Source organism: Streptomyces inhibens (assembly GCF_022221585.1).
Classification (GTDB): Bacteria; Actinomycetota; Actinomycetes; order Streptomycetales; family Streptomycetaceae; genus Streptomyces; species Streptomyces inhibens.
Map to the genome: position 1 here is coordinate 1,404,587 of NZ_CP084681.1, position 13,153 is coordinate 1,417,739.

At 69.2% G+C, this 13,153-nt stretch carries 5 protein-coding genes and 3 pseudogenes; 6 read left to right on the top strand and 2 right to left on the bottom strand.

Going from position 1 to position 13,153, the window contains the following annotated elements; translation table 11 throughout:
* Positions 1 to 3: 3 nt before the first annotated feature.
* The 4 genes from KI385_RS06615 to KI385_RS06630 are packed head-to-tail and all read left to right on the top strand — an operon-like array spanning position 4 to position 8,502.
* Complete coding sequence (locus tag KI385_RS06615; protein ID WP_238571276.1) at positions 4 to 2,265, top strand: hypothetical protein; 2,262 nt, start codon at positions 4 to 6, stop codon at positions 2,263 to 2,265.
* Positions 2,262 to 6,365, top strand: coding sequence for a discoidin domain-containing protein (locus tag KI385_RS06620; protein ID WP_238571277.1), 4,104 nt, complete (start codon positions 2,262 to 2,264; stop codon positions 6,363 to 6,365). The genes KI385_RS06615 and KI385_RS06620 overlap by 4 nt, the downstream gene beginning before the upstream one ends.
* Positions 6,362 to 6,853 carry a hypothetical protein gene (locus tag KI385_RS06625; RefSeq protein WP_238571278.1) on the top strand — a complete coding sequence of 164 codons (492 nt, stop codon included), beginning with the start codon at positions 6,362 to 6,364 and terminating at the stop codon, positions 6,851 to 6,853. The genes KI385_RS06620 and KI385_RS06625 overlap by 4 nt, the downstream gene beginning before the upstream one ends.
* A 32-nt stretch (positions 6,854 to 6,885) precedes the next feature.
* Positions 6,886 to 8,502, top strand: a complete 1,617-nt coding sequence (locus KI385_RS06630) for a hypothetical protein (protein ID WP_238571279.1) — start codon at positions 6,886 to 6,888, stop codon at positions 8,500 to 8,502.
* Between the two features lie 753 nt (positions 8,503 to 9,255).
* On the opposite strand, the gene KI385_RS06635 is transcribed toward KI385_RS06630, so the two are convergent.
* Positions 9,256 to 10,200, bottom strand: coding sequence for an HAAS signaling domain-containing protein (locus KI385_RS06635; protein WP_238571280.1), 945 nt, complete (start codon positions 10,198 to 10,200; stop codon positions 9,256 to 9,258).
* A 261-nt stretch (positions 10,201 to 10,461) separates the two neighbouring features.
* Here KI385_RS06635 and KI385_RS06640 point away from each other — a divergent pair.
* Positions 10,462 to 10,857 (top strand): annotated as a pseudogene (locus KI385_RS06640) (transposase); the annotation flags it as partial.
* Between the two features lie 1,308 nt (positions 10,858 to 12,165).
* Here KI385_RS06640 and KI385_RS06645 read toward each other — a convergent pair.
* Positions 12,166 to 12,576: pseudogene (locus KI385_RS06645) on the bottom strand (carbonic anhydrase); the annotation flags it as partial.
* Positions 12,577 to 12,735: 159 nt separating this feature from the next.
* On the opposite strand from KI385_RS06645, the pseudogene KI385_RS06650 reads away from it, so the two are divergent.
* Positions 12,736 to 13,138: pseudogene (locus KI385_RS06650) on the top strand (ATP dependent DNA ligase); the annotation flags it as partial.
* Between the last annotated feature and the right edge of the window lie 15 nt (positions 13,139 to 13,153).

A 13,153-nucleotide genomic window follows, 5' to 3' on the forward strand; every position in this document is an offset into this window, starting at 1 on the left:
ACGTTGAGCGGCACCGAAGACCTCCGCGTCGCCTTCCACGACTACCGTCGGCCGAAGGCCACCGCCGGCGTTTACACCCTCACGGCGGAGCACCGCCTGACCAAGAACGGCAACCGGGTCGACGTGAACCCGGCCCTCCCCGTCACCCAGCAACAGTTCGAGATCCGCGCGGTCCGGTTCGTCCTGGACCCCTCGTCCGTGCACGCCCACTACCCGGCCGAGGGCGCCGCCGGCGACTTCAGCCGCACCTTGCCGCACATCACCCTCAACCGGTCGATCCTGCCCTGGGAGCGGCTCCTGAAGGCCCGCGCGGTGCCCGAGCAGGCCCCGTGGCTGGCGCTGATGGTCTTCCGCGCGGGCGAACTCCCCGACGATCCTGAAGGGTTGGGGCAGACGACCACCCGCACGGTCGCCGAGCTGCGCCGGCCCGGCGGGGGCATCCTCGGCCCCGACCTCAGCGACATCGGCATCACCCCGGGCATCGAGGCCAGCCGCTGCCAGAGCATCGACGTCCCCGCCGAGCTGTTCACCGCCCTCGTGCCACGCGAGGAGGAACTGCACTATCTCGCCCATGTCCGCGACGTCACCCCCCGGCAGCAGCAGCGCGACGACGCCGAGACCCTCAGCAAGGGCCAGTACGCCGTCCTGGCGTCCAACCGCTTCCCCCGCCAGGTGGGCACCTACACAGCCCACCTGGTCTCCTTGGAGGGCTTCAACGGCAAGCTCGACCCAGGCCAGCTCGACGAAGGCGTGGAGTTCGTCAGGCTGTGCGTGCTGCACTCCTGGACGTTCACCAGCGACCCGGCCGGCACCCGCGACGCCGCAGCCCTGCTCGGCAACCTCGTGGCACCCGCCCGCGGCGACCGGGAGAACCTGGCGCTGCGCCTGCGCCCGCACGGGAGTGTGGCAGCGCGGTCCACGCCGGACGCCGAGCAGTACGCCCGCCGCCGCCTGCACCTGGGCTACACCCCACTGCCCTACCGGCTGCTGTCGGGGGAGACCACCTACGGCTGGTACCGCGGCCCCCTCGTTCCCGTCATCGCCGCCGAGACCCGCGACTTCGCCCGCGACACCCCGCAGACCACCGCCGACCACGCACTGATCTACGAGCCGGAGCACGGTCTGTTCGACGTCTCCTACGCCGCTGCCTGGACGCTGGGCCGGACCCTGGCCCTGAGCGATCCCGACTACAGCGAGGAGATGACCCGGGCCCGTCGCGAACTGGCCAACACCGCAGCGACGATGATGGCCCTGACCGCCGACACGAGGCTTGCCACGGCCGACCCCGGCGATCTGAACGGGCGGAGTCTGCGGGAACTGGCCTCCCCCGGTTTCGCCACCGAACTGATCGAGGTGCTCTCCCGCCCGCTCGCCCCACCCGACCAGGCCCCGGCTCGCCGCACCCGCCGTACCCGCCTCACCCAGGCCGCCGCCCGCGCCGCGCTCACCGCCGCACCCCAGGCCGCTGCTCTGCAGGCCACCGCCGAACGCCACACCCGCACCATGCCGGCCTGGCTCGACGACCTGACGCTGCTGCGCCGGGTGCCATTCAACTACCTGGTGCCCAACCCCGCGATGCTCCCCGCGGAGTCGATCCGGCTGTTCCGCATCGACGAGAACTGGATCGAGGCACTGCTCGCCGGGGCCCGCGACGTCGGCGTCCACACCTCCCTGGACGCACTCGCCGACACCGCACTCACCGCCGCCACCGACCGCCACCGCACCCGCACCGCCGACTCCCCCCGCGGCGGACTGCTGATCCGCTCCGAACTCGTCGAAGCCTGGCCGGACTTCGACATCCTCACCACCGCCGGCGGCCGCAACGTCGAGGAACTACGCCGCGACCACCTCGCCCCCGACACCCTGCTGCTCCTCCTGGACACACTGCCCGACGAGATCGTCATCCGCGAGCCTGGACAGGGCATCCACTTCGGCATCGACAGCCACGGCGACGGCGACGGCGATCGAAGTGTCCTCCACCTGCGCGACCACCGGGCCGGCGACGACCTCGGCTACCCGCTGTACCGCGACTACCCGGCAGGCGGCGGCCTGCTCACCCGCCACCTGCGGCGGTTGCCCGGGAGGGATACCCCGGACGTCCTCGCACTGCGCGGCGAGCGGGGCCTGGTGCCCGCCCTCGCCGCCGCTCTCGACCCCGCCTTGAGTGATCTCGCGCCCGGCGAGTTCGCCCTGCAACTCGTCAACGCCCCCGTCGAACAGCGCCTGACCCTCGACCCCGCGCCCGGCCAGGAGAGTGCCCGATGACCGACACCGACCTGATCGTCCCCGTCGAGGTCCACGCGCTGCTGGCCACCCGCGACGTGAACGAGCACGACGTCTTCCGCCGCTGGACCCCGAAATACCCGTGGACGTTCTCCAAGGACCACCGCAGCAACGCCGAGCCCTCCATCCAGCACTCCGAGGGCCCTCCCGACGAGGGCATCCACGTCCAGTGGCAGCTGCCCGAGGCCCTGGCCACCGGCGCGATCGACCCCGAAACCGGCACCAGCACCTTTCCCCTGGTGCCCAACCGCTGGCTCGTCATCCGCTACGCCGAGCTGCGCGGCGAGATGAAGGCCGCCGGATTCCTCGTGCACAGCGACTACCTGGAGAAGGCCGACGGCGGGCCCGTCGAATCAGCGTCCACGCCTTTCGTCGACCCGGCCTCCTCCAAGGAGACGCCCCGCGCCGACTACATCGGCCGCGTCCACCCCCTGGCTGATGGCCCCTGGCAGGAGCCCGCCGCGCGTCCGCTGTTCCTCACTGCCATCGGCAGCGGCCTGCCCGCCTTCGCCGCCTTCGCGCCCTACCACGAGAACGTCTTCCTCTTCCACGACACCCTCGCCGACCTCAAGGCCAACGACAACTACCCGCCGCCGTGCACCGTCAGCTACTGCGTCATCGGCTGGTACAGCGACGACACCGCCGACATCCTCAAGAAGGCACGCGACATCGAGGGCCTGCTGCCCCCCGACGCCGACCCCGACAACACGGCCGACGTGCTCCGTGCTCTGGGCTGGGCCGCCCCCGACGACATGTCCGGCACGATCACGCGCACCCGCTACGTCGGCACCGCCCTCGGCATCCCCTGGAACCGCGAGGGCGGACACCCGGACTCCGACCGCCCCAGGACCCGGGACGTCAACGTCGCGATCGGGCACAGCACCGCCGACGCCGTCGCCGCCCTCGCCGACCAACAGACCGGCGGCACCCCGCTCGCCGACCAGTTCAGCGCCCTGTTCCACGGCAACCCCGACGACCTCGACGGCCCCGACTGGCAGGTCTCCCTCGATGAGATCACCCGCCGGACCTGGTTCAGCGGCCACGACGGCGGCGCCACCTGGCAGGTCGTCAACCGGCCCAGCGAACAGGCCGACACCCAGGCCCCGCCACCGGAGCAGCCGGACTGGATCACCACCCTCAACCACGACCAGGATGCCTACGACCAGGCCGTGCACCGGCTGGCTGCCGCCCGCTGGCGGCTGTGGACGCTGTGGTGGCTGCGCCACCTGCCCGAAGACCGCCGCCCCCTCAATTTCGACTTCGACGAAACCGTCTGGGACCAGCAGATCGCGGAAGCCGGCGCGCAGGTCGCGCAGCTCGAAGCGGAGGTCGAAGAGCTGAGCGGCAAGGTCCCGCACGGCCTCACCCCCGAGGAGGTCCAGGACGCGATCGACCGCTACCCCGACGACAATGAACTGGAACTCCCCAAAGAGCTGGAGCTCAAGCGCAGCCCACGGCAGAGCTACTACCGCCCCGCCGACCCCGTCCTCGCCCTGACCGGCAAGGGAACCACCCAGCCGCTCGGCCGTGACGAGGACGACCCGCTGCCCTGCCGCCTGCCCTCCCGCCTCCTCACCAAAGTGAAGATCAACAACACCTGGGTGGACGTCCCGGCAGACCCGCTGCTCCCCGCCAATACGCCCCAAGTCCCAGGCATCATCCGGGCGGTAGTCGCCGAGTTCGCGCTGCTCGACAAGGCCGTGCGTACCCAGGTCACCGGCGGCGAAGCCGATTTCACCGCGCTGCACGCCATCGTCGCTCGCCCGCTCACCAGCTCCCAGGGCCCGTGGCCCGAATACACCCGTGTCTGGCGCCAGCCCTGGCTCCCGCTCTACCTCCAGTGGGAGATCAAGCACTGCGCCACCCCCTACCAGAGCAGCAAGGACACCGCCCCCCACTGGGAGTTCGACGGCGACCGCTACCGATGGAAGGGCACCGGCGCAGCCTCCGGCGACGGCGACGGCGGACGCCGCTGGAACGCCTTCGGCGGACGCGCCTTCCTCACTCCCTCCACCCGCTACGTGCTAAGCGAACAGGCCCGCCGACTCGCCGAGCATGCCCCACCGCACCTGGCGCGGCAACTGCTGGCCATGCGCGAGGATCTGGAGAGCATGGACGTGCTCTCCCAGGCTCTCGACGGCTTCCACGACTGGCTCATCCAGCACGACGGAGCCGCCCAGGCGGTCACCGACCACTCGGTCCTGGCCCTGGCCGGCGAGACCAACCACGTCCCCGACGGCGCCGAAGGCCACAGCGAGCAGCGCTTCCAGCCCGTACGCGCGGGGCAGTTCCACTTCATCGAGCTGGTCGTCATCGACCGCTTCGGCCGGGTGCTCTCGCTGGTGCAGCCGAACCAGACCGAACCCATTCAGTTCCCCCTGGTCCGCGCGGACAGCGTCGTGCCGGACCACGACCTGTTCCCCGACCCGCCCGGACCGCAGCGCTTCGTACAGCTGCCGCCCCGCCTCGTCCAACCGGCCCGCGTCCGCCTGAACCCCGTGCCGCTGCGGGCCGACCAGCCCCCCGCCGAGGCGAGCGCAACCAGCCCGGCCCCACAACTCCCCGGCGCCGACACCCCGGTGGCCGGCTGGCTGCTGGTCAACCACCTCGACCAGACCCTGCTGGTCTACGGCCCCGACGGGGAACCACTGGGCGAACTGCGCGTGGTACGCGACGCCCAGAACACCCCCACAACCGCCTGGAACGCGCTCCCGCACGCCCCCTACCGCCAACCAGAAGACGACGACTTCGTCACCGCCTACCCCCATGTGGCAGCCTTCGCCCGCGGCCTGCTCGGCCACGAACCCGAAGCCTTCGACGCCCTCAGCAAGACGATCGACACCGCGCTCGACCACATCCTCGAACCCTCACCCTACGAGGACCGCTCCCCGGCCCGGCTGATCGGCCGCCCCATCGCCCTCATCCGCACCCGCCTCAACCTGGACCTGATGGGCGAGCCGCTCAACGACCCCAGCTGGAAACGCGTCCTCACCCCGTCAGGCGAGGACTACCCCGACCACGGTGCCCACCCCGACTACCGCGACTACCCCGACCACCGCTGGACCGTCCGACTCGGCGACCCCGACCGCCTCACCGACGGCCTCATCGGCTACTTCGCCGCCGACGACCACGACCAGCGAACCCGCTACCACCGCTTCCACGCGGTCGACCCAGACGGCCCCACCAACACCTACGTGACGGCGATCGACACCGGCGCACACCTCACCCTGCCCGCCCGGCCCGCCGACCGCCCCGCCACCCACCACCTCACCCTCCTCGCCTGCCCCCACACCGCCGTCCACGCCACCACCGACATCCTCCCCGTCGCCGAAGTCTCGGTGGACGCGGACACCACCCACCGGGCCCTCGCCCGCATCCGCGCTTCCTTCCGCCTCAACCCGCTGCTCGCCCCCGACCGCTTCGGCCCGCCGGCGGCAGCGGCCTCCGTCACAGCCCGGCCCGGCCACCCGGCCTCGGCCATGGCGGACGGCGACGCGACCACCTCGTACGAGAGCAGCGAGCCGCCCGCCGTCGGCGACTGGGTCCGCCTCGACCTGCACACCGAACGCCGGGTGGAAGCCGTCGACATCCTCCTCGGCCGCCCGGACGGCGGCCACACCCCCGCCGACACCGAACTGGAAGCCTCTACCGACGGCGAGCAGTGGACCACGCTCCAGAGCAACACCCGGGTGACCGAAATCCACCACACGCCCGAAACACCGCTCACCGCCCGCTACCTGCGGCTGCGACACACCAGCCCCGCCGACGAACCCTGCACCGTCCGGGAGTTCACGGTCGTCGCCGAACCGCCGGACAAGTCCCTCGTCATGCCCCGCCCCGCGGCCTGGCACGGCGACTGGACCTGGGCCGAACCCGTCCCCGTCGACAGCACCGCGACCAGCCTCCCGCTGCCCGACTGGGACGAGCACCTCATCTACAACGCAGACCAGCTCTCCCACCCGGACGCGCCCCTGCCCATCGCCCGCTCCGGCTACCTCCAACTCCAACCGGCCGCCCCCGGACACACCCGCTCCAACCCGGCACCCGCCGCTGCACCGGCCCCGGAAGGAAGCCCGTCGTGACCAGTCCGAACCCAGCCCCCCTGCTCCTCCCCTACCGCCTGGAACACACCCCGGCGACGACCGCACAACCGGGTGCGACGGCCCTCCACCGCGTACGCCTCACCATCGGCGACGACCCGACCGGCCGCACCACCTGGCCCATCCGGTGCCAGCGGATCGCCCTCGCCCTCCCGGTTGCCGACAACGCATCCGTGCCGGCCGACGAACCCGCCATCCTGCGCACCCGCCTCGACCTCGAACGCGGCCCCGGCCGAGGCCGGCAATGGCTGGTCGAAACCACCACCACCGCCCCGGCCACCACCCTCCTCACCCTCCTCCCCGCCGAACCCGCCCGCTTCGACGGCACCTGGACCCTCGCCCTCACCCTCGACATCAGCACCCCGCTCGGCAGCCGGACCCGCATCACCGAGGACACCGCACTCGGCGACACCAACCCCCAGCGCCGCGCCGGCAACGCCACCCTCACCGCCACACCCCTGCCCAACTGACACCATCCCGCCAGCCCAGGAGCCTGAGAACCATGACTACCCCAGACCTCCCCATGCTGCTCCCGCCCGCCATGGTCCCGGACCCGAGCCCGCTCCATGTCTCCACCTTCGCCAAACCGGAGTACGCCAAGCTGACCTTCACCTACGGACGGGTGAAGTCCGGCGCCAACTGGCCCGTGCACTGCAAATGGTTCAAGGTCCGCATCCCGACCGGGCGCCAGGCATCAGCCCTGACCAGCGAACCAGCCCTGATCCGCAGCGAGTTGACTGTTCCCTCAGGCAAGCGGCCATGGAATGTCGAGCGCGATGCCCGCGACCCCAACCAGGTCGTCTTCACCTGCTCGCCACCGCCGGACGAGCCCGCCGCGTTCGACGGAACATGGAACGTCCAGCTGGAGCTGTGGGGTATCGAGGTCAACGGCGGCGCCGGCCCCGTCAACATCACCTGGGAGGAATCCACCTCGACCACCGGAGCGGACGGCGCATACCGGGAACGCACCGGCCGAGGCGAAGTCAGCAAGCGCGACGACTCCTTCTACCTCCACAGCTTCCGACCGGCCTCCGTCGTCATCAACCGAAACACCAAGGCCACCCTCCACTGGGAAGGCACCCCCCACGCCATCTACACCATGTACTACCGGAAACCGAACGGCACTCAGGGGTCATCTACGGCCAAAGACGGCGCATGGACCTCACCGGAAAACCTGGTCGACGACACCAGCTTCACCCTCAAAGCAACCATGGGCAATGAGACCCGCTACCTCACCACCTACATCAAGGTCAACAACCCCGACATCATCGTCAACACCGCAACCGCCGGCGGACTGATCCGTGCGAGAGACGGCATCACGGGGCCCGACGACGAGAGCCCCCTCACGGTTCGCGGAGGCGCAGGACTCCTGGTCCATACATCACTCGACGTCGGAACACATGCAGGAAGCACAACCATTCGAAACCCGCTCACCGTCGGAGGTCAGCTCACCGTCAACGGCGAAACGGAGCTCAACAAGTACGTCGAAGTCAACGCTCACGTCACAGTGACCGGCGGAAACAGCATCAGGACCACGCACATCCGCGGCCCCGTCAATGAACCCCTGACCATTGACGCAGACAAGAAGGGCGTCACCATCGAAGGTGCCCTCACCGCTAACGGCAACGTCACCGCCAACCGCGACGTCACCGCTCACGGCAACGTCACTGCTGTCGGAGCCGACAAGATCGTCAGGATCCGCCGACTGCTTGGAAACGGGAACGTACCTCTAGAGATCGGCAGCAGCACCAAGTTCGTCACTGGCACCAACGTCACTTTCGACGGCACTCTGCAGGTGAACGGAATCGCGCATGTCTTCGGCAAGCCGAAGCGTCTCACCCAGGGATTGAACGGCACAAGGACCTACACCACCACCACGTCCGGCTTCGTGATCGCCCACTATCGCTCAGGAAGTCGGGGACGTGTGAAGGTCAGCGTGACCATTGATGGTGTCAGCATTCCCGATGCCACCGACTTGACCGGCACCTACTGGCAGACCAACCAAAGCGGCGTCGCCGTGTTCCCGGTACCGGCCGGGAATTTCGCGGTCAAAGCCGACATCGGTTCTGGCAGCAGCGTCGACATCTGGTGGACGGCAGTTGGCACAGGATCACTATGACGGATCGCAACGACGTGATCACACACCTCGACACCGTCCACGGCTCTCCACGCCGGCACACCATCATCGCGCTTCGATCGCTGTTCCGGTGGGCGAAGAAGAACGGCACCATCTTCAAGAACCCCACCCTCCGCATCCGCGTCGGCCAGTGCGAAGAAGGCGTCATCCAGGCCCTGGAGCCCGAGCACATCAACGGCTCCGTCGCCGCCGTCACCCACCCCGCCGACCGGCTGATCCTCGCCCTCGCCGCGGTCCACGCGGCACGGCCCGGCACCATGCGCCGCCTCCAGCTCGAGGATCTCGACATCGGCAACCGCCTCCTGACCATCGACGGCCGCACCCGCCGACTGGACGACCTCACCCTTCAACTTGCCAACGAGTGGCTGGAGTTCCGCCGCCACCGTTGGCCCGACACCGGCAACCCGCATCTGCTGATCAACAAGCAGACCGCGCTGGGAACCGGTCCCATCAGCAAGAGCTCCGTCGCCGGACCGGCGCTGAACGGCAAGACCGCGACATTGGAACGACTCCGCATGGACCGCCAGTTCGAAGAGGCACTCGTCCGCGGCCCCGATCCCCTCACCTCACCGCGGTCTTCGGGCTCAGTGAGAAGACCGCGATCCGCTACGCGAACTCGCCCGCGCGCTCCTGGAACGGCCCCTGGAGACCGACCCCGCGACTTCACCACGAACCCACAGGTCCACCCCCTGACATCAACGTCCTGTGCGCAGAACCCCAGCAGCTGCCGCGGAATCAGTCCCGCGCCTCGCGGAACCGCTTCACCACCTCGCCCGCGCCCACCGCAAGGACCCCCACCACCGCCACGGTGTAGAGGAACTGCGGGGTTTGCCAGCCACCGTTGGCGTCAGATAGGAAGGCCGGGTTGAACAGCTCCTGCCGATGCAGGATCCACGCCAGCGGCAGCGTGAAGGCTGCCTGGGCGCCGGCGCTCCAGATCGCCAGTGAACGCGTCCATACCCGCACCGCCCGGATCGCGTCGAGCGTGACGAGGCCGACGAGCCCGGCCAGGATCGGCCAGATCCAGCCCGACCACAAGCCCGGGTTAAGCGCATCGAGGCGTGTGCCGCCGTCGGTCTGGTACGGCTGCGCGGTGTGCTGCCAGACGATCAGGGCGATCAGCAACGCGTGCCACGCCACCCCGGCGTAGGCCGCCGCGCCGCGTTCCTTCGACACGCGGCGGTCGGGCAGGTCGTCGGGCGTCCAGGCTCTGCCGACCGCGCCGGCCCGCTTGCCGGACCGCTCGATCAGGGCGAACACCACGGTGAGCCAGGCGATCATCTGGGCGCCGACGGAGAGCACCGCCCCGACGGCCCCGCCGATCACCTCGCCGACCCCCTGGCCGTCCAGGATGCCGAGCACCGCACTCAGGGCGGTGACCAGCGGCAGCACGGTGGACAACAGGACCGTGAGGAGCCGTACGTACGTCGGGTAGAGCCCGGGCCCGATCAGTGCGAGCGGCCGGTCCGCGTACCGGGCGGCGAGCCGGATCGGGTCGCCCATCTCGGTGAGCACCTCGCGCTCGGCGTTCTCCGGATCGGCCAGGCCACGGGCCTCGACGGTGTCGGCGATCGTGGCGCGCAGCTCGTCAGCCACGTCGCCGCGCTGGTCGGCCGGGATGCGCCGGACGACCTCCACCACGTAACGGTCGGTCAGCGTGCCGGTCTCGGACGCATGCAACTAGGCTCGCGAACTGCTGAGAGGTGGCCCCTGTCGGCGGGCTGAGGACATGAAACCGGTGATGTCCGAGCTCCTGCCGGGCGGGACCGGTCTTTGACGAGAGATCAAGGTCCCGGAACTACCGAAGGTCTCCGCCCGGTAGGGCGCGGGCGAGGCGGAGCCGGTCTGAACACGGGGATCCAGTCCCAGAACGGCGGCAGACTTCCGCCTCGCCTGGCGGCCCTTGCACTCACGTGCTCGGGCTCACCGAAGACCTATTAGAACTACCGCTATTCCACAGCCCACCAGGTCGTCATCGACGCCGACACCTGTCTGGTCGTGGTGGTCGGCCGGCCCGTAGCGGGCAACCGACACGACTCGCGTGGCTGGGAAGAATCCGGCGCCAAGGCCGCCGTCGGCAACACGATGACCATCGCCGACGGCGGCTATCAGGGCACCGGACTGGTCATTCCGCACCGCCGCCGCAAGGACGAAGAACTCCCGGACTGGAAAGTGGAACACAATCGGTCCCACAAGCAGGTTCGCGCCCGCGTCGAGCACGTCTTCGCCCGGATGAAGACCTGGAAGATCCTTCGTGACTGCCGCCTGAAAGGCGACGGCGTGCACACCGCCATGCTCGGCATCGCCCGGCTGCACAACCTTGCCCTCACGGGGTGACCCCCGCCCCATACGAGGCTGAAGAGACCTAAGGCAGGCGGCTCGCCACCTCCCCGGATCGGAGAATGCTCCCGAAAACCCTTCGACACCGCCCGAGACCAACCGGCAACACACCTCTGGCCTGGGCAAATACGCCCCGCCTCACAGATGCGCTCAAGTCACTGGAGAATAGCCAGCCACAGACTACGGGAGCAATGCGTGGGAGGCGGGATCAACGGCAATGACGTCGATGCGGGGAGGATCTGATCGACATTGTCGCCTCGGAGACCGCCACAGATCACCCTGCAAGTTCAGCGGTATCCAGCCTCGTCGCCCGACGGTATCCGCCATCCGCTAATCGCCGTCGGGGCCCTCATTGGAAGCGGGGACCTCGATCGCGACGGGCATGCAAGCATCTCCCGCCAGCATGACGCTTCTCTTGCGCCACCCCAGCACGTCACCCTCAGCCGTTGTGTCTTCGACGACATTCCCTGGACACCGAACAAAACTCAGGACAGACGTTTACATCGGGGCCAACCATAAAGGTCGAGCCTGCTCAACCACTCAGACATGCGAGGCTGCCCGCTCCCCGATTCAAGGCGCGAGACCATGGAACTGACATGCCATCACTTTTGCCTGACGAACCGTCAGCCAAGTCAGCATTGAGTCAGCATGCACCCTGCCAGAGGTGGTGACAGGTGGCGACACATGCACATGCGTCAATCCGCCCTGCACCACCTCTGACCTGCATAGATGCTGGCCAACCCGCTACTCCCGCAACCTTGCCCCAAACCCGGTGCCAGTGGAAGCCGAAGAGGCATAGCAAGGCATCGCTGCAGGTCAGAGGGTGTTTCCAGGTCAGCAAGTCAGCACAAAGTCAGGATCGGCGGCGCCACTCCGGGGAACGAGTCGGTTACCGGGGCCATACGCCGACGCCGCGGTCCGATCCTCCTCAGCATTCGGAGATCGGACCTGATGCCAGTTGTGGCACCAGAGTACAGCTGCATCCGGGAGCCCAAACGTCTCGGCGGCAACCGAAGTTGTGCGACAGCGCTTTCAGCCGGGTCCCCTCGAACTCGCGGCCGACGGCTTCCTGGGGATGCGCGGTCACCCATGTCCGGGGCTGTTCGAGCTCCTGCCGCGCTCGGTGCCGACTGGGCGATGATCCGGGGCTCACGCCTGGCCGGGTCGACAAATGACGGTATGAATGGATAGGAGTGTGCGTGCGCCGGTGGATGTAGTGCAGTGGTTCGACGCGCAGCGTGGTATCGGCCGGATTCGCCTCGACGGTGAAGCTGTGGAGGCATGCGCTGAGCAGGAGGCGGTCCATCAGGGCACGTGCTGGTGAGGGAGGGTCTCGCGTCCGCTGCAATGGCCCTCGGCCAGCCGGTAGGACAGGCCCACCACGGCAGTCTGTCCGGCCTTCACTTGGTCGGCGAGCACCCGGGAGCGGTCCAGCAGCAGGTCGACGGTGTGCCAGGTGTGCTCGGCGATGGTGTCGCTGTCCTGGGTGAGGCCGGCGGAGCGGGCGGCCAGCACGCTGGGCGTGACGCGCTCGATGACGTCCCGTACGTACCCGGGCGCGGCGACCCCATCTTCTACGGCGTCGCGGGTGGCCGCGACCGCGCCGCATGAGTCGTGGCCGAGAACGACCACCAGGGGGCAGTTCAGCACGCTCGCTCCGTACTCGATGCTGCCCAGTACCTCCGGCCCGGTGACGTGGCCCGCGGTGCGGACGACTCGAATCTTCAACCAAATGCGCACGCGCCAGGCCCATCTCGTCTGGATGGGTGGCTAGGCGCGCGACCATCCACGCCGTGGATCTAAGCCTGGACGCTTCCTGGTCATACGGAGAGCGCGCCAGGTCGTGACAGGGGCGAGTAGCCAGCGACTGATGGTGAATCCCACTTGGGGCTATCCGGTCAACCCGCGAAGGCCGCCCGGAGGCCCGCGAGGTGCCCGCGCGCCTGATGCTTCTCGACGCCATGTTCCTGGACGGGTCAACCTGGTCCGCGCCCGGACTCTGCACGCCGAGCGCCGCCGGGCGTGGGAGGGGCTGGGGCTCGCGGGCCCGAGCTGGTCGACGTCGGCGGCGCTCGTGAGCCACGGCGCGGGGGCGCTGGAGGCGACTCGTGAAGCGGGCCTGGAGGGCATCGTGTGCAAGCGGCTCACCGCGGTCGGCGCGCGGTGGGTGCTGCCACGGCTGGTCAGCGAGGTCACGTACGCCACGATCACCCGGGCCGGACTGCTGCGGCATCCCTCCTGGCACCGGCTCCGCCCCGACTTGGCCCCGGACGACATCACCCGAGCCCGTCGG

Bases quoted from the DNA above. Each gene is read 5' to 3' on its own strand.
- KI385_RS06620 (WP_238571277.1), top strand. From the start codon at position 2,262: ATGACCGACACCGACCTGATCGTCCCCGTCGAGGTCCACGCGCTGCTG.
- KI385_RS06630 (WP_238571279.1), top strand. From the start codon at position 6,886: ATGACTACCCCAGACCTCCCCATGCTGCTCCCGCCCGCCATGGTCCCG.